The sequence below is a fragment of the Mesorhizobium sp. M2A.F.Ca.ET.067.02.1.1 genome, assembly GCF_004023285.1.
Classification (GTDB): domain Bacteria; phylum Pseudomonadota; class Alphaproteobacteria; order Rhizobiales; family Rhizobiaceae; genus Mesorhizobium.
The window spans coordinates 51,913-71,424 of record NZ_RZSB01000004.1 but is presented as its reverse complement, the minus strand read 5'-3'; the positions used below and the strand labels follow the sequence as shown (position 1 = coordinate 71,424).

The 19,512-nt window shown below is 61.7% G+C and carries 15 protein-coding genes, 1 pseudogene and 1 riboswitch; of the genes and pseudogenes, 4 read left to right on the top strand and 12 right to left on the bottom strand.

Annotated features, from left to right (window positions below; genetic code table 11):
* Window positions 1-2: 2 nt before the first annotated feature.
* From EOA28_RS01465 to EOA28_RS01450, 4 genes are all read left to right on the top strand, one after another.
* Entirely contained in the window at window positions 3-1,016 is a 1,014-nt protein-coding gene (locus tag EOA28_RS01465; RefSeq protein WP_128314455.1) for a proline racemase family protein, read from the top strand.
* A 35-nt stretch (window positions 1,017-1,051) separates the two neighbouring features.
* Entirely contained in the window at window positions 1,052-2,545 is a 1,494-nt protein-coding gene (locus EOA28_RS01460; RefSeq protein ID WP_128314454.1) for an aldehyde dehydrogenase, read from the top strand.
* Window positions 2,546-2,649: 104 nt separating this feature from the next.
* Complete coding sequence (locus EOA28_RS01455; protein WP_128314453.1) at window positions 2,650-5,598, top strand: NAD(P)-dependent oxidoreductase; 2,949 nt, start codon at window positions 2,650-2,652, stop codon at window positions 5,596-5,598.
* Window positions 5,598-6,425 (top strand): inositol monophosphatase family protein, encoded by an 828-nt coding sequence (locus EOA28_RS01450; RefSeq protein WP_128314452.1) that lies wholly within the window; start codon window positions 5,598-5,600, stop codon window positions 6,423-6,425. Before EOA28_RS01455 ends, EOA28_RS01450 begins: the two co-directional genes overlap by 1 nt.
* Window positions 6,426-6,611: 186 nt before the next feature.
* Here EOA28_RS01450 and EOA28_RS01445 read toward each other — a convergent pair whose 3' ends face one another.
* From EOA28_RS01445 to EOA28_RS01390, 12 genes and pseudogenes are all read right to left on the bottom strand, one after another.
* A complete protein-coding gene (locus EOA28_RS01445; RefSeq protein ID WP_128314451.1) occupies window positions 6,612-7,640 on the bottom strand; it encodes an Ldh family oxidoreductase in 1,029 nt (342 codons plus the stop codon).
* A 144-nt stretch (window positions 7,641-7,784) separates the two neighbouring features.
* Window positions 7,785-8,855, bottom strand: a complete 1,071-nt coding sequence (alr, locus tag EOA28_RS01440; protein WP_210214907.1) for an alanine racemase — start codon at window positions 8,853-8,855, stop codon at window positions 7,785-7,787.
* A 273-nt stretch (window positions 8,856-9,128) separates the two neighbouring features.
* Complete coding sequence (locus EOA28_RS01435; protein ID WP_128314449.1) at window positions 9,129-10,367, bottom strand: glucoamylase family protein; 1,239 nt, start codon at window positions 10,365-10,367, stop codon at window positions 9,129-9,131.
* Between the two features lie 167 nt (window positions 10,368-10,534).
* Window positions 10,535-10,741, bottom strand: a complete 207-nt coding sequence (locus EOA28_RS01430) for a hypothetical protein (protein ID WP_128314448.1) — start codon at window positions 10,739-10,741, stop codon at window positions 10,535-10,537.
* 247 nt (window positions 10,742-10,988) lie between these two features.
* Complete coding sequence (locus EOA28_RS01425; protein ID WP_128314447.1) at window positions 10,989-12,200, bottom strand: MFS transporter; 1,212 nt, start codon at window positions 12,198-12,200, stop codon at window positions 10,989-10,991.
* Window positions 12,201-12,544: 344 nt separating this feature from the next.
* A complete protein-coding gene (locus EOA28_RS01420; protein ID WP_245501449.1) occupies window positions 12,545-13,327 on the bottom strand; it encodes a hydroxymethylpyrimidine/phosphomethylpyrimidine kinase in 783 nt (260 codons plus the stop codon).
* Entirely contained in the window at window positions 13,297-13,902 is a 606-nt protein-coding gene (locus EOA28_RS01415; RefSeq protein WP_128314446.1) for a thiamine phosphate synthase, read from the bottom strand. The genes EOA28_RS01420 and EOA28_RS01415 overlap by 31 nt, the downstream gene beginning before the upstream one ends.
* Window positions 13,899-14,672, bottom strand: a complete 774-nt coding sequence (locus EOA28_RS01410) for a thiazole synthase (RefSeq protein ID WP_128314445.1) — start codon at window positions 14,670-14,672, stop codon at window positions 13,899-13,901. Before EOA28_RS01410 ends, EOA28_RS01415 begins: the two co-directional genes overlap by 4 nt.
* A 4-nt stretch (window positions 14,673-14,676) precedes the next feature.
* A complete protein-coding gene (thiS, locus tag EOA28_RS01405; RefSeq protein WP_128314444.1) occupies window positions 14,677-14,874 on the bottom strand; it encodes a sulfur carrier protein ThiS in 198 nt (65 codons plus the stop codon).
* Complete coding sequence (gene thiO, locus EOA28_RS01400) at window positions 14,858-15,841, bottom strand: glycine oxidase ThiO (RefSeq protein WP_128314443.1); 984 nt, start codon at window positions 15,839-15,841, stop codon at window positions 14,858-14,860. Before thiO ends, thiS begins: the two co-directional genes overlap by 17 nt.
* Window positions 15,838-17,479: pseudogene (thiC, locus tag EOA28_RS01395) on the bottom strand (phosphomethylpyrimidine synthase ThiC). Before thiC ends, thiO begins: the two are co-directional and overlap by 4 nt.
* A 112-nt stretch (window positions 17,480-17,591) precedes the next feature.
* A riboswitch (TPP riboswitch) is annotated at window positions 17,592-17,703 on the bottom strand.
* Window positions 17,704-18,957 (bottom strand): MFS transporter, encoded by a 1,254-nt coding sequence (locus tag EOA28_RS01390; RefSeq protein WP_189341880.1) that lies wholly within the window; start codon window positions 18,955-18,957, stop codon window positions 17,704-17,706. It lies immediately after the preceding riboswitch.
* Window positions 18,958-19,512: the final 555 nt, after the last annotated feature.

The window sequence follows — 19,512 nt, the reverse complement described above, 5'->3', positions numbered from 1 at the left end:
TGATAAACGTTGTCGGCGCCCATGCCGAGGGCGAGCCCAACGACGTCATCACCGGCGGCGTCATCGACGTCCCTGGCAAGACGATGTTCGAAAAGGCGCGCTGGCTGGAGACAAAGGGCGACGATCTTCGCGCGTTCCTTCTCCATGAGCCGCGCGGCAAAGTCACACTGTGCACCAATCTGGTCCTGCCCTCGTCTCACCCCGACGCCCAGATGGGGTACGTGATCATCGAGCCGGCGTCCTATCCGCCGATGTCGGGGACAAACACCATCTGCACGGTCACCGTGCTGCTTGAGACGGGCGTCATCGCCATGCAGGAGCCCGTCACCAAATTGACACTCGAGGCGCCGGCGGGGCTGATCGAGGTCGAGGCGCAATGCCGCAACGGAAAATGCGAAAGCGTGAAGTTCCGGAACCAGCCATCCTTCGTCCTGCATCGCGACCGGATGATCGAGGTGGCTGGCATTGGATCTGTTCGCGTCGACGTCTCCTATGGCGGGATGATCTACGTGATCGTCGATGCAGGCGACTGCGGCTTCGCGATCGAGCCATCGGAAGCGCGCGACCTGTCGGACGTCGGGGAAAAGATCAAGCGCGCGGCGGCTGAGCAGCTGCCTTCGATCCATCCCGAGAACCCTGCAATTCACACCATAAACCAGACACTTTTCGCCGGTCCGCTCACGGTCAGCGACGGGGTAAAGTCATCGCGCAACGGCGTGATCGTCTCGCCTGGCCGCCTCGACCGCTCGCCCTGCGGCACCGGGACTTGCGCGCGGCTGGCGCTCCTCCATGCCCGCGGCGAGATCGCGCCCGGCGAAAAATTCATCCACGAATCAATCATCGGGACAAAGTTCGAGGGCGAGATATTCCAGACTTCCAAGGTGGGCAACGTCGATGCCGTCTCCGTCGCGATCAGCGGGCGGGCCTGGATCACCGGCTTCCACCAGTTCGTGCTCGATCCGAGTGATCCGTTCCCCACCGGATACACGCTTTCCGACACCTGGCCTAACGCCTGATCGACACCCTTCAATGCGATCCGCAGGAGTTTAACATGAATGTCCACACAGACTTCCACGCCGAAGCCAAGACACTGAAATTCGAGACCAGGGCCTTCATTGATGGCGCCTATGTCGCGGCCAAATCGGGCGAGACCTTCGAGACGGTGAATCCGGCAACAGGCAAGTTGCTGGCCAACCTGGCTGCCGGCGGGGCGGAGGACGTCGATCTCGCGGTCAAGGCGGCGCGCCGCAGCTTCGAAGCCGGCACCTGGTCGGGCCTGCCGCCGCGAGAACGCAAGAAAGTCCTGCTGCGCTTTGCGGATCTGATCGAGAAACACAGCGCCGAGCTGGCGCTCATCGAAACGCTCGACTGCGGGAAGCCTATCAACGATTCCATCAATGTCGACTTGCCCGACTCCATCGAGACATTGCGCTGGCATGCGGAGGCGACCGACAAGATCTACGACCAGGTGTCTCCGGCGCCACGCGACGTCGTGTCGATGATCGTGCGCGAGCCGATCGGCGTCGTCGGCGGCGTGATCCCCTGGAACTTCCCGCTATTCGTCGCCATGTGGAAGCTGGCGCCCGCCCTGGCCGGGGGCAACTCCCTGGTCCTGAAGCCGGCCGAGCAGACATCCCTGTCATTGATCAGGCTGGCGGCGCTGGCATCCGAGGCAGGCATACCTGATGGCGTGTTCAACGTCGTTCCTGGCCTGGGACCGACTGCCGGTCAGGCCATAGGCCTGCACAGAGACATCGATTGCGTCAGCTTCACGGGATCGGGAGAGGTGGGTCGGCTATTCCTCAAATATTCGGCAGACTCAAACATGAAGCGCATCATCCTCGAATGCGGCGGCAAGAGCCCTGCCATCGTGATGGGCGACGTCAGGAATTTCGCTCCGATAGTCGAGAACGTCGCGACCGGGATTCTTTTCTGCCAGGGCGAGAACTGCTCGGCTGGCTCGCGCCTCATCGTTCATGAGAGCATCAAGGACCGACTGCTTGATGAATTGAAGCCAGTCTTCCAATCCTGGACTGTTGGCGACCCGCTCGAGCGCACGACGCGCATTGGAGCCATGATCGAGCAGGAGCATCTTGCCAAGGTGCTCTCCTACATCGAAACCGGACGCAAGGAAGGCGCCAGGATCGCCCTGGGCGGAAGCCAGATACTGGCGGGTACGGGCGGCAGCTTCGTCGAGCCGACTATCTTCGATGGTGTTTCGAACAACATGAAGATCGCCCGTGAGGAAATCTTCGGACCGGTGCTATCGGTGATCACTTTCAATGATGAGGCTGAGGCGGTGCGCCTGGCAAACGACACCAACTACGGCCTCGCCGCGTCCCTCTACACCGACGATCTCAACACCGCCCACCGTGTCGCCAAGCAAATCCGCGCAGGAACTGTTTCGGTGAACTGCTATTCGGAAGGCGACTTTGCCGTGCCGTTTGGCGGCTACAAGGAGTCCGGCTTCGGCGGCAAGGACAAGGGCCTGGCCGCGCACGATCAGTACACGGAGACGAAAGCCGTGTGGATCCAACTGCGCTGACGACATCGCCTGGCCAGCGTCTGCGCTGGCCAGCACATTCCCGATCGGGAACTGAACGCGCCTGCGGCTTCGCAGGTGGATCCCCATTGCTTTGAGGTAGGCTGATGACGTCCAAAGAAACGCTAAGGGCAGAGCGGCTTGCCGCGCTGCGGCTGACGGCCGCCGGGCGCCCAAGGCGAACCGCCAACCCATTTTTTGGCGTCGGCCCCATCACCGATCTCACCGCCGACGAGGTTGATGCGCGGCTCCTGCGTTTCGAGTTCGATGCCTGGCTGGAACGCAACTACAGGAAGCTCGACGACAGAGGCAACGATATCGGCCCCTTCACCACCGCGGAGATCGGCCGCAGCATGCATCGCGGCTATCCGGCCGACAAGATCCTGCTCGACATGATGCGCGAGATACATCGCTACTTCGGGTTCCCCAAGTCGAACCAGATGGCGGTCGGACTTGGAGGAGGACATAGCGGCTTCACCGCTTGCGTCATGCACCTAATGAACGCGAGCAACGACAAGCAAGGGGTCTACGTCGATACGCCAGCGCCGGAATCGGAAGCGGCAGGCTCCGGCGGCTTCTTCCGCCAGTCTTGGGGTGCCCAGCTTGTCGAACTGCATCGCTATTCAAAGCGAGGCGACGAACGGCGGGTACACTTCTCGCCAACAGAAGGGACCATTCCATCCGCCGGCTATCTGCGCGGCTTGGGGATCGAACTCGTCATCGGCGTCGGTCATGAAACGACTGGCGCCACCACCTACACATCGCAGGATATCTCCAACCTCCTGGAATGGCTCCGCAGCGACCCAGAAAACCATCACGCCGTCCTGGACGCCACATCGCTGCTTGGAGCAATGCCTTGGGGCGACCACGTCGTGCGGGAACTTCTGGCAAGGACCTGCATGTTCATGCCGTTCCAGAAGGCGATCGGCGGCGTCTCCGGTTACTTTGTCGCGACGTTCACGCCGCAAGCGCTGCGGCTGATCGAGCGCAACCAGCGGGATCCTTCCTGGGCAATTCCTCGCCAGCTCAAAATCGCTTTGCCAGCGGACCCCAAACGGCCTTTGAGCGGCGATCGCTCGGTCGCGGTCGGACCGCTTTACGATCCGCAAGGCGACAAGATGCTGGGCGGCGTTATCAATACCTACTCCGCGCTCGCATTCGCAGAGACGACTTTCGGCCTACTGCGCTCCGAGAGGCGGCTCGGCTCGGTGGAGAATCTCAATCGACGCTCAACAGCCAATCGGGACGCCATCAACGACTGGGTGTCGCGCAGTCCGGTGCTTCGGCTCAGCGTCACCGAGCCTGAACGCCGCGGCGCCGCTGTGACGCTGTTAAAGGTGGTGGACCCAGCCTTGGAGAGTTCGGGTCTGCACGCACGCATCATTGCGCGCTCCAAGCAACTGCTTGGCTACGAAGGGATCACCCATCCTGACGGAAATCACGAGCCCGGGCTGGACGTGGCCCGTTACGTCAACGCGTTCCCGGGCACGCCGGGCGACTATCGCGCCTGGATCGGTGGGGTTCGCGCCCCAGACGATGTCGTCGCGCTGCTGGACAATCTGCAATATGCCTATCTTGGGGCCAAGGTCGCGGTGATCGAGGAGGAACTCGACAAACTCGGAGAACGCCTTTCTCAGTCGCCGAGCACAATCGAGAGCGGCCACATCGGCGATGCCAGCCGAACCTATACCGTGCTCATAGCTGATCCGATCGGATTGCGATTTGGGCCGGAGGGCGCGCCTGACCATAGCGAGGTACGCGCGCACATCGAGGCAAGGGGAGGCGTCTTCCACCTTGGGGCTGTCTGCAGTGAAGCGCTTGAGCCGGGCCGCGTCCATTTCTCCTATCAGCCGGACCTGAGCAGCGCCGCCGAGATCCTGCGGCAGACCGACAAAGGTCAGTACGATGCCGTCATTGCGGCAGCTACGGCAATCCCGGAAGGGTCGGTCTTTTCAGAGGGCGGCGTGCGCATCGGCGCGGGCACCGGCAACATGCAGTCCAGGTCCTGGGGAGGACCCAACGGCGGCGGCCCTGCGCCTTTGATGAACACGCCAAGCTTCAACAGCCGGGCCACGGCGCAGATGGCGCTCAAGGCGATGCTGAAGGTGGTTCCCGATCTCCCCGTCGATGAATTGCATCAAAGGGTGGTCGACGGGCATTTCGACACCGCGAGGAACCTCCGCGATTTTCCCACCGAAAAGATTGAAGGCAAGAAGATCGCCATCATTGGATATGGCAATATCGGCAGGGAGTTGGCCAAGCTTTGCATGGCGTTGCGCATGCGTGTCTGTGTGCATGCCCGCGCAATTCACCGCGAGTGGATAGAGGCCGAGGGCCTCAAATATGCACCGACGCTTCAGGACGCTGCGCGTGGCGCCGACTTCATCAGCCCCCACACCGGCCTCGGCGCATTCGACCAAGCTCGAGGACGCTTCGCAAATGTCGGACTGATCGACGGCGAGATACTCTCACTTCTCAACGATGGTGCCGTGATCATAAATTATGACCGCGGCGAGATCATCGATGCTTCGGCGCTGGCAGCCGCCCTTGATTGCGGAAAGGTCCGCCATGTCGCGGTCGACGCCGACATCTTCTTCGACGGCCAGACATCCTGCTTCGTCGGCCCGCTCGTCCCGTATCGTCAGCTGGCTCTTAAGTTTCCAGGCAGACTCGAGCTTCTGCCGCACGCGGCCGCCGACACCGATCATCCCTCTCGAGTGGCCGGCGCCAAACAGGCCGTCGACCAGATTCTCGACGCGATTCTCAACCGTCGGATCGTCAACCGCAAGGGCGAACTGCCTCCGGGCTACATCGACGGTGGATCCCGCACGGTTCCTGGCATCGGAAAGCCTTCGCGCGATCAACTTGCCGCCGTCATTGCCGACCGGCCAGCGCTGGAGGAAGGCAGGGCACTGAGCGAGAGACTTGCCGCGATATTCGGTGCCTTGTCATGTGCCGGAACAGAGGCGCAGCAATCCCTTCTTACGCAATATGGCAGTCAGCTGGTGGAAACCGGCGCGCGCCTCAATAGCCTTCTTGAGGAGAGGGGGCTCTGATGCAGGCGCGCCTCTCGCTTGGCGCTGCCCGTCGAGGGGACGATGAGGCGCTGCCGGACTTCGAATTCTTCCGCAGGCTGGCCGATGCGGCTGCCGCCGAGACGCTGCCGAGATTTCGCACGAGAGGGTCGCATAATGCCAAGAACAAGACCGACATCGCATATGAGCTTGTGAGCGAGGCGGCTCACGCGGCCGAAAAAGCCATTCGCGGGATCATAGCCGCCAACTATCCAATGGACGCAATGCTGGGCGACCAATTCGGGCCCTCAGGATCAGGGCCGGTACAGTGGGTCATCGATCCGATCAATGGTGCAAAAGCTTTCCTGTGTGGCCTTCCGGTCTGGGGGACCTTGATAGGCCTCACGATAAATGGCCGCGCAACGATGGGCATGATGAGCCAGCCCGATACCGGGGAATGCTTCTGGTCCGATGGCACAAGATCGGTGTGTTGCTCTGCCCGCGGCGAGACGGTTTTGAAAACAAGTGGCGTCCAGCTTCTTTCGGAGTCGATTTGCCACACGAATTCTCCTGAACCCTTCGCACGCCGTCCGGGCAGGGGCTTTGCTCGGCTCGCCTCGTCGGTCAAATTCACGCGGTACGGGGGCGACTGTTACGCATTCGCCATGCTCGCGGCCGGCCAGATCGACCTTTGCGTGGAACTTTCCTTGCAAGCCTGCAACATCGCAGCGCTGATCCCGGTCATCGAGGCCGCTGGCGGTGTGGTCACCCGCTTCGACGGGGGCCGCGCGGAGCGAGGTGGAAACATCCTGGCATCGGCAAACGCCATCCTGCATGAGGCAGCGCTGCGGGTGCTCAATGACATCTGAACGACGGCCACCAGATTTGGGAATGTGTGGCAACGACGAGGTGCCAAAAAAAAGCAACGGCGGCCGAACCGAGGGGGGATCCCGCCTATGGGGCTGGTTCTGGGTGGTTGTCGCGACAGCGGCCATGTATCTGCTTGTCTGGGTGACTCGGTAACCGCAACGATTATCGTTCGATTGGCCGCTCGCTCACAGGACCATCAGCTGCTTCCACATCGCGGGCGCAACGGCGATGCCGCGCTCGGCTGCCAACTTGCGGGCGGCAAGTCGGCGTTCGCCAGGAAGGCGCGTCTGTCCGGCGTCGGCCATCGCTGCGACCAGATCCTCGATCCGTTGCGTGAACATCCTCAGTGAGCCGTTTCCCCTGGTCGGATCGATCAGGATAATGGTTTCGCCCGTATGAGCCGATTCCGCGCCGGGATGAGCCGACCAGTCGACCTGATGGGAAAAGTTGCTGCCGCTCAGTGCTCCGGCAAGGATGTCGATCATCATGGCGATGGACGAGCCCTTGTGCCCGCCGAAGGGCAGCAGCGCTCCGCCCTCCAGTATCGCCTTCGGGCTGCGGGTCGGCAGCCCTTTGGCGTCGAGGCCGATGCCCTCGGGAAGCAGCTTGTTTTCCCGCGCCGCGACCGCTACCTCGCCGTGAGCCATCGCTGCTGTCGCCTGGTCGAACAGCAGCACCTGCCCATCTATCCGCGGCGCAGCAAAGGCCATCGGATTCGTGCCATAGAGCCGCTTGTGGCCACCATGAGGGACGACATAAGTGACGCTGTTGACGACGCCGAGCGCGACCAGTCCCACCTCCGCGAATGGCTCGACATCAAGCCACAGCGGCCCGTTATGGTGGGCATTGCCGATGGCCAGCACGCACGCGCCGGCCGACCGGGCTTTGTCGATGGCTCGCGGCATGGCCGCTTCCAGCGCCGGTCTGGCATACCCGTTGCCGGCGTCGACGTGCAGGTAGGCGGTTCCTGCGTCACGAATGTGCGGGACGGCGCGACCGTCGACAAAGCCGCTCCTGAGATTCTTCACATAACCCGGCATCCTGAACAGGCCGTGGCTTTGCGAGCCATCGCGTTCGGCGCTCGCACAGTTCGTGGCCAGCACGCGAGCGACGTCATCCGAAGTCCCGTTGCGCAGCAGAATGGGTTCGAGCGTAGCGACAAGATCGGGGAAGCTGCGGTAGATTGGGGGTTCGTCCGAGGGCGGGTCTGTCATGATGATCGCGGATTGGCAGCAACCCGTCCCGCTGCCTGTGATTTCGGGGCCGCCAACGAGCACGTCAGGTGCCCATTGGCGGCCGAGTGCCTGGCACAGCCTGGGAGCGAGTCCATGCTAGGGCACCCAACACGATGGCGCGAGCTATTCATTGACGTAACGGCGTGCACAACCACGGCCAAGTGAAATCAAGACCTCGTGCTCAATCGTCCCGCAGGCCATCGCGAGATCGTGGTCGAGAACATTGGGGCCGAGAATTTCAACTGGGCTCCCCGGTACCAGCGCCCAGTCTGGAACGGCCGAGACATCCACTGTCAGAAGATCCATCGAGACGCGGCCGACAACCTGGGCTGCGAAACCTTGAACAAAGACCGTGGCGCGGCTTGAACCGGCTCGGGAGTAGCCGTTGGCATAGCCGATCGCGACGGTCGCGATCTTAGCCTGCTCGACCAGCCGATATGTCGAGCTGTAGCCGACAGGCGAACCGCGCTTCATCGTCTTGACCTGGATGATCGGGGCTATCACGCTGGCCGGTTGCAGCATTGGGTTTTTCCGGCCGGTCAGCGGATTGATCCCGAACGTCGCCTTGCCGGGGCGCACCATGCCGAAAAGATAGTTCTCTCCCAGATAGACGCCAGCCGAATTGGCCAGCGACAGCTTCGCTGCAGGCAGCCCGCTGACTGCTTTCAGGAAAGCCTTCCGCTGGAATTCGCACCGGTCGAAATCGAGATCGTCGGCAGCCGAGAGGTGGGACATATAGAGGAGGGGCGGAATTCGCGAGAGCAGCGACAAGTTCTCGCGAAGCCACGCGGCATCGTCCGCAAGCAGACCAAGCCGGTTCATGCCGGTGTCGAAATGGATGATCGAGTCGAGGGGGCGCCCGATCCTATTCGCTGCCCTGTGCCATTCCTCGATCTGGTTGCGGCTGTTGAGGACGGGAATAAGGTTCGATCCGACAAATGCCTCGGTTTCTTCGGGCAGAAAGCCTCCCAGCACACAGATCGTTGCCCCCTGCAGCACGGTTCGAAGCGCCACGCCGTCATTGGCAGTTGCCACAAAAAAGGTTTTGGCGCCAACTTGCCGCAGCGCAATCGCGCACGCAATCATGCCATGCCCATAGGCGTCGCCCTTCACGACAGCCGCGCAATCGACCCCTCCAGCGATGGCGCACAAGCGCCTGTAGTTCTCTCGCACAGCTTCAAGATCGACGACCATCTCGGCCTGGTTGACCAGGCCTTGAAGTGCTTGCCCGGAGGGTGAGGAATGACTTCCATTCATGATGGACGAGCCCGTTTTAGCGTACGACTTTTGTAAACGTTTACATACTCCAAGCTCAATGGGAATTATGACTTTTTTTTGAGCTGCTGAATCCGCTCAGCCGCTCTTGGCGATGCTACGGGCACGGCCGTTGCTATCGCCTTGAACGACACCCGTTTGGGTTCGGGCGCAGCGTTCGCCAATTCATTGTGGATGTCGCAGTCAGACGGCTTAGATCTCGACGAAGCCCAACACGCTCAAGCCTTCGCGCACCTCAGGCGCGCTCATGAAGAGTTCCCAGATCAGCCCGCTACGGTGGTTCTCGATCATCGCTATGATCGGCCCCTGATTTATAGCCAGATAGGTTCGAGCAAACCAACTTAGGTTCTCACTGAAGCTGTCGACAAATCCAAAAATTCCCCAGATGCGATGAAGCGGCTTTGTGAGGAAGCATCTCAACGCCCGCATGGATTCCACCGGCGCGTAGGGAAGACTGGACAAGGCTGCGCTTGGAGTAATAACGCCCCTGTCATTGTCCGGCGCGTGCGCAACGTAGCCGTATGGGCCGTGGCCCGAGGTTAGTCCCCAGCAATCGGGGCCATAGCCGGAATGCCCGTGCGGGTTGCGAGCGCAATGTGCGTAATTGATGCGAGTATGGGCCACATTCTGTTGCCAGTAATGCGCATATCGGTCCCTCAGGCGCCGGGGGTCGAGCCCGCAGAATGAATACTGGGCCAAAAACAGGGGCCCTCCATAGTCCGGCCCAAGTGGGAGCGTTGTGCCGTAGAAACTCTTCCCGTTGCACATCTGGCCGTCGCGGGCGAACCCCTTGTGATAGGCGCTGGCCCTGATCGGATGGGTGTCAGAGCCAGCTGCCAGCACATAAGGCAGCAGTCCTTCGTTCCATCCCGAGACGGGGCAATTCATCGCCCACCCGCAGCCAGGACTCCAGTGCCAGTAGAGCATTTCCTCGTCGCGGCAGTACCACTTCCATTCGATTGCTCGCCACAACCGACCGATCTGCTCTCGCAAGCGCACTTCCGCGACAGACTTTCGGCTGAAGTACTGGCGCGCACAAAACAGGCCTTGGAACAACAGGGCCGTCTCCACGCAATCACCACCGTCGTCGTTGCGAGCGAAGCGGATGGTCTTCCCGCTCCGGCCATTGACGAAGTGTGGAAACATGCCGTGATATCGGCTGACCTTTTCCAGAAAAAGGGTTATGCGGCTCAGATGCTCGATCGCGTCATCGCGAGCGATCCAGCCGCGTTCGACGGCCACGATCATGGCAATCACCCCGAAACCGGTGCCGCCTATGGCAGCGAGGTCATTCTCGGACCGGGGCGCAAGCCGCTGTCGGTCGCGCGCCATGCCGCTTGCGGGGTGCGCGCCGTCCCAGAAATATCCGAACGTCTGGCGCTGGACAATTTCCAACAGCGCTTCGTCTGCCAGGTCACTGAGGTCTTTCATCCGTTGGGGCGTCGGGAAGGGGCTGCATCAGGGAAGTGGGCGTGGATGATAGTCGTTTGCGGGCCGTCTGGCCAAAACTGGGGATCTCTGTCCCCGGTGCCAGTCGAGGAAAGGCCCTACCTGGAAAACGCGCCAGCGCGTGCTTCGAAGATCGGGATCGCCATCCGCTACCGCGTCTTGTCGAGCAGTGCTGATAGGTAGTGTTCAGCCGCTGAAGACTGCGCCTGCGCAATCAAGCCACGTTCAGCGCTTTGTTCGGCAAGCATCGACATGGCGGGCGGGACGAGTTCTGCAAAGATGAGAAGAGCCAGAAAAGCGCAGGAAAATTTCACAATCAGCAACAAGACAACGGGCGTTTGATCCTGAGAGTTCATGGCGCGCCTTCGCAATCTCTAACAAGCAGCCAACTCGCCGGCTTACATGTAGCCGGCGAAGCCCCGAAGGCTGGAATAGTAAACGCTTACATGAACCTGTCAACGGCTCCTGAATGATGCACCGTTGCACCGCCAAGCTACGAAATCGCGAGATGCGTCCAACAAGTTTGTGGTATCTGTTGCGTGCGGCATTGACCACCGCCGCGGTTAACGGGCCGCTGGGATCCGATGTGATTGCTCCGCACTTTCAGTTTCGACTGGCGATATGAACCGCAGCGGTTCCAGCTAGTGCAAACATGGCTGCCAGCAGCAGGTAGATATTGGCCAGGGAGGTTGCCTCGGCCAGCGTCCCAAAGCTAGGCGCCGCAGCAAGCGCGATTACATACCCGGTCGCGAACACGACGACGATGCCGGATGCGCCGCCGCGTCGTCCTGCCATGCTCAGCAACGTGGGGAAGATATTGGCCACGCCGATGCCAAGTAGGACAAAGCCCGATAGCGCTATTGGTGCGACCTTGGCGAAGGCCACGATAGCAAGGCCGATGATTGCAAGGCACGCCGAGATCGCAAGAAGTTGCCTTTCCCCAACCGAGGTCCTCACGCGATCGCCAGCCAGCCGGCAGAGCGCCATTGAACTTGCAAATGCGCCATATCCCACCCCCGAGTAACCGAGATCCAGCGCAAGATTGCCAGTAAGGTAGAGAGGGCTCCAGTCACGGACCGCTGCGTCTGTCGACATACACACCCCAGCAAGCATGCCGGCGACGATGAGCAACCACTTGGCGCTGAGTGGCCGGGCTGCCACCGTCCCGTGAGGTGAACCTGCGGCAAGGAGCTTGCCTTGGTTCGCCTCAAAAAGCGCCGAAAGCAACACAACGGCAATGAATGCGCCAAGAGAGCCTCCTGCATTCTTGACAAGCAGGCCTCCCAGAACCGCTCCGGTAAGGCCGCCGAGGCTCCACATGGCGTGGAAAGAGGACATAAGGGCTCTCTCGGAGGAGCGCTCAGCCTCAACGGCCTGCGCGTTCATGGCGACGTCCATGGTATTGCCCGCTAGTCCAAGAACCAGCAGGACGAGGGCGAATACGAAAGGGACATGCGTGAACGTGGCCAGGACGACCGTCGTCAGAAGTATCGGGCCTGCGACGCGAACCACCTGTCTGCTGCCAAAACGCGCAATCAGAGATCGACTTGCCAGCATGGCCAAAAGCGAGCCGACGACAATCATGAACAGTGACCAGCCGAATTGGCTTTCAGATATGGAAAGGCGGGCCTTGACCGTCGGTATGAGCGAAGACCATGTGCCGAAGGCACTGCCGTGTACGAAGAATGTCGAAAAGATCGCCGTGCGGCTCCTGCTGGCATTTGGAGACGCGACGGCAGCCTGCCCCGCGGAGCGTATCGGACTTTCCAACAAGGTCTGGTCTCCGGTGACGTGTCGCGCAATCAGCGACACCATCGATCGTTCGAAAGGCTCGATCGACCTCTGTCGTAACGGCTCTTCCTAATCGCACCTACAGCGGATAAATCTGACTTGTAAAGGTTTTCATTATGGCGAAGCGCGCGACTCGAAGGCGCTTGGCGATCCTTCTCGACGAACAGCTCAGCCGTCGTCGCCGCGGGCAGGGCAGCTGGCCGTGCTGATACAAGTGCGTTTTGGGCAAATGATCAGCGCGCCGGTCTTTGCATGCTGGCTGCGGTAGATCTGGGTCGTTCGCTCGGTAGTGCGCTTTGCCTCCGCGCACAGCAGATCGAAAGCTTTGGTCAATGGAGAGCGGACGGCAGATGGCTGGGACAGATGGACTACGTCAACTTAGCTCCCTCTCTAACAAACCGTTCGAAAACATATTGCTTTGCACCACGAACGCTTTCTTCGAGTGAAGAGCCGAGGGCAAGAAAGGCCGCGACAGCGGTGGAGAGCATGCAACCGGTACCCCTCATCCTGTGCTTCAGGCGCGCTGCTTCGAAGCGGATGGCCGGACCGTCTGGTGGAAGAAGCAGGTCAACTGCTTGCGATCCCTGCGCATGTCCGCCCTTGACCAGCACCATGGTTCCAACATTGCTGGCTAGTCGCTTGCCCTGCTGGCAAGCGGCTTCTTCGTCCAACGCCAGCACAGAGCGAGTCAGCGCAGCCAATTCGGCGAGATTAGGCGTGACCAAGCGGCAGGCCGGCATCAGATCGCGACGAAGCGCGTCGATTGCGTCCGCCTCCAACAACAGCCGTCCCGAAGTCGAGGCCAGCACCGGGTCGATGACGATCGGGACTGGGCGGTTGTCCGCCAGTACAGAGCAGACTGCCTCGATTGCCGCCTCCGTCCCCAGCATGCCGATCTTGACGGCCGCGACCCGGCTGACGGCAAAGGCAGTGCGCATCTGGGCGGCGATAAGGCCCGGCGGCATATGCTCGATGTGCTCGACGGCAGAATGCGTCTGTGCGGTAACGGCCGTGACGGCAAGACAGCTGCGGAGGCCAAAGGCGGACACGGTGTCGACATCGCGGGCTATCCCGGCCCCCCCGCTGGAATCCGAGCCCGCGACTATCAGCACGTGTTGGGTCATCGCCATGGCGCCGTCGCCGCCAGCCATTCCAATGTACGTGCCTCGGGATGAACGTTGCGGGTTATGTCGGTCACGACGGCGGCGCTTGCAGCTCCTTGCGCGAAGACACCGGCAATCCGCTCGACGGTGAGTCCGCCTATGGCCACGAGCGGAAGCCTGCCGATGCGCTGCTTCCACGGCGTGATGCGGTCCAGCCCTTGGGGGGCCCATTTCATTGCTTTGAGAATGGTCGGATAGATCGGCCCAAGCGCGACATAGTCGGGCTTGGCTTGCAACGCGGTCTCGAGTTCGGCCTCGTCGTGGGTGCTTAGGCCGAGCTTCAAGCCCGCCCTGCGGATCGCTTCCACATCGGCCCCGGCCAAGTCTTCCTGGCCGAGATGGACGAAATCGCAATCCTCTTCGATCGCGATACGCCAGTAGTCATTGACGATGAGCTGGCAGCCATGGCCTTCACATATCCCCTTCGACACCCGGATCTCTCGGCGCAGCGAAGCTTCGTCGAGGTCTTTGATACGTAGTTGCACCAGCTTCACGCCAAGCGGCACAAGACGTTCGACCCAGGCGGCGGAATCGACGATCAGGTAGAACGGATCGAGTTTCATGAGAATGCCGCCATCCCGATTACCGGAGTGGAGGGGACGGCCACGTCACGCGGATCGAGCGGGCCGGCACAATAGGCCTGGCGACCAGCCTCGACCGCCTTGCCGAAGGCTGCCGCCATGGCGATTGGATCGCCTGCCTTGGCGACTGCTGTGTTGAGGAGCACCGCGTCGTAGCCGAGTTCCATCGCGGCCAGCGCATGCGACGGTCTGCCGATGCCGGCATCGATGATAAGCGAGACGCCGGGGAAATGACCGCGCAGGCTTCGCAACGCCTCGGGGTTCTGCGGTCCACGCGCCGAGCCGATCGGCGCGCACCAAGGCATTAGCAGCTTGCAGCCGGCATCAAGCAAGCGCTCGGCAACGATCAGGTCGTCGGTCGTATAGGGGAAAACCTCGAAGCCTTCCGAGGCGAGGATCCTCGCGGCTTCCACCAATCCGAAAACATCCGGCTGCAGTGTATCGTGGTTGCCGATCACCTCGAGCTTGATCCAGTCCGTGCCGAACACCTCACGCGCCATCCGGGCCGTCGTCAGCGCCTCCTTGACCGAGTGGCAGCCGGCGGTGTTGGGCAGGACGCGAACGCCAAGCGACTGGATAAGCGACCAGAACTGGCCGCCTGATTTGCCGCCCGCGCTCTCGCGGCGCAGCGATACAGTTACGACCTCGGTGCCCGACGCCTTCACGGCCTCGGCCATCACGGCAGGCGAGGGGTAAAGCGAGGTGCCAAGCAGAAGGCGCGACGAGAGTTTTTGTCCATAGAGTTCAAGCATTGGATCACCCTCCCTGCATCGGAGACAGGATCTCGATGCGATCACCTTCGGTCAGTCGGCAGCGGTCGCGCTCCTTGGCCGGAACAACCTCGCCATTGAGGGCTGTGGCGAGCCAGCCACCCTCATAATCGAGTTCGGTCATAAGCGCGTCAAGCGTCTCGGCCGCAACATCACGGTTCTGGTTGTTAATGATGAGCTTCAAGAGAAAACTCCTTTGGTGCGCGGTTTCCCAGGATCATGTCAGCCGCCAGGCGGGCCATCGCCGGCGAAAGCAGAAAGCCGTGGCGGTAAAGGCCATTTATGCGAAGACGCTTTCCGTCTCGCTCGACCCGTGGCAGGTTGTCGGCGAAGGCGGGACGCACCCCGGCGGCTGTTTCGACCAGTTCAGCCTCGCCGAAGGCCGGATGTAGGGCATAGGCGGCACCGAGCAGCTCCATGGTGGATCGCGCGGTGATCGGGCCCGCGGCATCGCTTTCGATCATCGTCGCGCCGACCATGAAGAGGTTTTCAGGGCGAGGCACCACGTAGATCGGGATGCGCGGATGCAGCAGACGAACGGGCCGGGCAAGCGAGATATCGCCTGATCGTAGAATGAGCATCTCGCCGCGGACGCCGCGCAGCTCCGGCCGCCTGTCGGCGATACCGGTGCAGTCGATTTCGTAGTTCGGTACGGTCGCGACAGCGCTGCGGCCGAATTCGAGCCTAACGCCCATGCCGATCAGCTTGTCGCGAAGCGCAAGCAAGACCTTGCGCGGGTCGAGATGCGCCTCCTCGCCGAAGAACAAGCCGCGCCGGAACCGGCCGGCGAGGGCGGGTTCCAGCGCAGCGATCTCATTGGCGTCGACCGGCCTGAAGCCGGATGTGCGGCGGCCGAACCGGTCCAACTCACCGGCATCGCGTGCAGGCGCCACGACCAGGGTGCCCCTGCGCGAGACATGGCCGGGCAATGCTGCGTCCCACCAGTCGGCCGCGCCGCGTCCGAGCGTGAGCACCGCCTCTTCGGCGCTCTCGCGTTCGCACCAGGGCGCGAGCATGCCGCCGGCTTGCCAGGAGGCATTGCCGGCGATCTCCATCCGCTTCTCGGCCACTATCACATCGGTGCCGCGCGTTGCCAGTTCGTGCGCGAGCGTCAGCCCGGCAACGCCCGCTCCGCGGATGAGCACCTTCATGGCGTGTCCGTGCGCTCCGGGGCGCGGTCGACGGGCATGTAAAGATCGCCGCCGTCCTGGTACTTCGCCGCCATGGCCGCGAGCCCTTCCTTCTGCGCTTCCGAGCGGATGTCGTGCGAGATCCGCATCGAGCAGAATTTGGGGCCGCACATGGAGCAGAAATGCGCCACCTTGTGTGCTTCCTTCGGCAGGGTTTCGTCGTGGAAGGCGCGCGCCGTCTCGGGATCGAGCGACAGGTTGAACTGGTCCTCCCACCTGAACTCGAAGCGCGCGCGAGACAGCGCGTCGTCCCTGACTTTGGCGGCCGGATGGCCCTTGGCGAGGTCTGCGGCGTGAGCGGCGATCTTGTAGGTGATGACGCCGGTTTTGACGTCGTCGCGGTCGGGCAGGCCGAGATGCTCCTTCGGCGTGGCCGGGGCCTTCAATCATCACCTGGCAGTCCTTGGCCCAGGCGATCTTGGTGAGCTCTCCAAGCGTTTCCAGCTCGGCGAACTGGGCTCGGTCGTTGGCATCGGCGATCGAGCCGGGGCGAAGACCGTCGCCGAGCGAGAACGCCACGTCATAGGTACGGCAGATGTCGCAGATCTCCTCGAAATGCTCGTAGAGGAAGCTCTCCTTGTGGTGGTGCAGGCAGCACTTGGCCATGATCGAGCCGCCGCGCGACACGATGCCGGTGACGCGGTCGACGGTGAGCGGAATGTAGGGCAGGCGCACGCCGGCGTGGATCGTGAAATAGTCGACGCCCTGCTCGGCCTGCTCGATCAGCGTATCGCGATAGACCTCCCAGGTCAGCGCCTCGGCAATCCCGCCGACCTTCTCCAGTGCCTGGTAGAGCGGCACCGTGCCGATCGGCACCGGCGCGTTGCGCACGATCCAGTCGCGGATGTTGTGGATGTTGCGGCCGGTCGAGAGGTCCATCACCGTATCGGCGCCCCAGCGGATCGCCCACACCATCTTCTCGACCTCTTCAGCCATCGACGAGGTGACGGCCGAATTGCCGATATTGGCGTTGATCTTGACCAGGAAGTTGCGGCCGATGATCATCGGCTCGCTCTCGGGATGGTTGATGTTGGACGGGATGATGGCGCGGCCGCGCGCCACCTCGTCGCGCACGAATTCCGGCGTGACGAAGTCCGGGATCGCCGCGCCGAAGCTCTCGCCATCGCGTTGAAGTTTCGAACGCAACTGCTCGCGGCCGAGGTTTTCGCGGATGGCGACGAACTCCATTTCCGGCGTGATCATGCCGGCGCGTGCGTAGGCAAGCTGGGTGACGGCACGGCCGCCAGTGGCGCGCAACGGCCTGTTGCGCACCGGGAACTCCGGCGTCAGGCGATCAGCCGAGACGAAGCCGTTGTCCTCGGGCCTGATCGTGCGGCCCTCGTAGCGCTCGACATCGCAGCGTGCCTCGATCCACGCCTCGCGCAACCGCGGCAAGCCGCGCTCGATCTCGGTCTTCCCCGTCGCGTCGGTGTAGGGACCGGACGAGTCGTACACCGTGACCGGCGGTTCGCCGGCGCTCGGATGAACCGAGATCTCGCGCATCGGGACACGCAGGCCCGGGTGAAGTTGGCCCGGTTTGTGGACTTTCTTCGAAGCGGGCAATTCGCCGACAGTGACGGTCGGGGTGTGGGCATTCATGAGTGAGCCTCCTTGCTCGAGTGCAACGGAGACCCAGTCCACGCGAAGAGGAGGAAGTGACGCTTCGCCTGGAAGACGGGCACTGCCCGAATACCGAAGCCGGATTGCCGACCCGCGAAACCTCGCACCGTCCCTACGCCAGTATGAACTGGATCAGGTTCAACGGGTCACTGCGCGCAATAGCAGTATCTCAGCCCCTTGCCGGGACTCCCCTGGTGAGGCGCTTAAGATGGACGATGGGAGGTCGCGCTGTCAACGCTTGCAGCGCTTGCCGCCTTAAATGAGCCCTGCAAGTGGCCGTTGGTATGCGTCAGGGACCGCGTCGAGAAAGAAATTGCGACGAATGCCAGCGCGATGACCCCGAAGCTGGCGGCGAGCGAGGAGATTTGAGCGATCAGCCCCAGCAATCCTGGTCCCAGCAGCAGTCCGGCATATCCCATCGTCGTCACAGTTGACATGGCACGAGCAACGGACGTGCCGCCCACACGACCAGCCGCCGCAAAAAGAGTAGGCACAATGTTGGCAAGGCCGAGACCACACACCGTTAGCGCCACGAGAGCAACGGTAAGATTGCCGCCCATGAGGATTATTGCGACCACTGAAGCTGCGCAAACCACAGCGCAGTAGCGCAACGTGCGCATCTGACCGATTCGGTTGGCGATGGCATCACCGAACAAGCGTCCCATTGCCATCATCGTCGCGAATGCAGCGAAGCCGTAGGCTCCAGTGCTCTCTGCTGCACCGGATCGCGTCACGATGTAGATGGCGCTCCAATCCATCATTCCGCCCTCGGCCAGCATTCCTAGAAATGCGAGACCGCCAAGCAGGTAGAGATGGGTCTTGAAGACGCCCTGGAGCTGAGCATCCTTCGTCTCGACAGGGGCGGGAGGGATGTGGATCCAGCTTGACTTGTTCCAACCAATCCAGGCGACGGGAGCAATCACTGCAACACCAATTCCCGTCACGCCGAGGCAGAGGTTCAGAGCGCCGCCGCGCGACAGTATTTGACCCACGACCAAAGCGCCGGCCAAGCTTCCAAAACTGAACACGGCATGGAATGACGACATTACCTGCCGGTGCAAAAAACGCTCCAACGCTGCGGCGTCAGTGTTCATCGACACGTCGAGCGTTCCAAACCCGGCACCGGCGAAAAACACAATCACAGCCAGCCAATGGGCGCTCTCGGCATAAGGGAGAGCCAACAGCGCGGCGCCGAACGTGAGCGAACCCAGTAGGCTGAGCACACTGCTCGGAACAATCGTCACCAAGCGGCCGACATTGGTCATCATTGCGATCGCGCCGAGAGCGAAGCAAATTAAAACCAGTCCAAGCTGACCCTGATCCAGATTCATCTGAACGCTGAGAACAGGAAGGGAGGACGCCCAGGCTCCAATACCGAGGCCGCCACCCAAAAAGAAGAGGCTGCAAAACAAACGGCTATTTTGGATGGCTAGCGGGATTGTCGAAAAATCGTTCACTATCATAGCTCTCCGGCTTGGCTATATCGTCGTCCGGCTCCCGCGGGTATGCGGGCGAAGGGGGCGTCGCCGCCGCTGCTGACCAAGCCGGTCTCGATGTGCACCGATTTCGTCCCGATGTCACAAGGTAGGTATTCGGTCGTTCCGAACAATTTCGCAGTCCACCGATCGCCGACGCAAAGCGACGCAAGACTTGAACGCCTTTAGTTTGTGCTGGAGCCAACGCGCAAGGCAGAGCTACTCCATTGGGCTGGCTGGTACGACGATTGCATGGGGAGCCGGGACTCGTGTTCCGACAGATTGTGACCCGCGTGACGACTTGGGCGCACCAGGGTTGGCGAAAGGCCAGGCTCATCTGTTGGCGGTACGAACTCGATCTCCACGAAGGTGGCCATCTAGCGCATCTCCAGGGAACGACTCCGGCCGGGTTATGTTGCCCGGATTTCCTCTCGAAGCAGTATTTCGCTAGCTGTGCGCATCATCGCGTCACAAATGGTCGTCATGCGAAATTGCTGAAATAAGGAGCAGAGACTAAACCACCCAATAAAAAGGCGC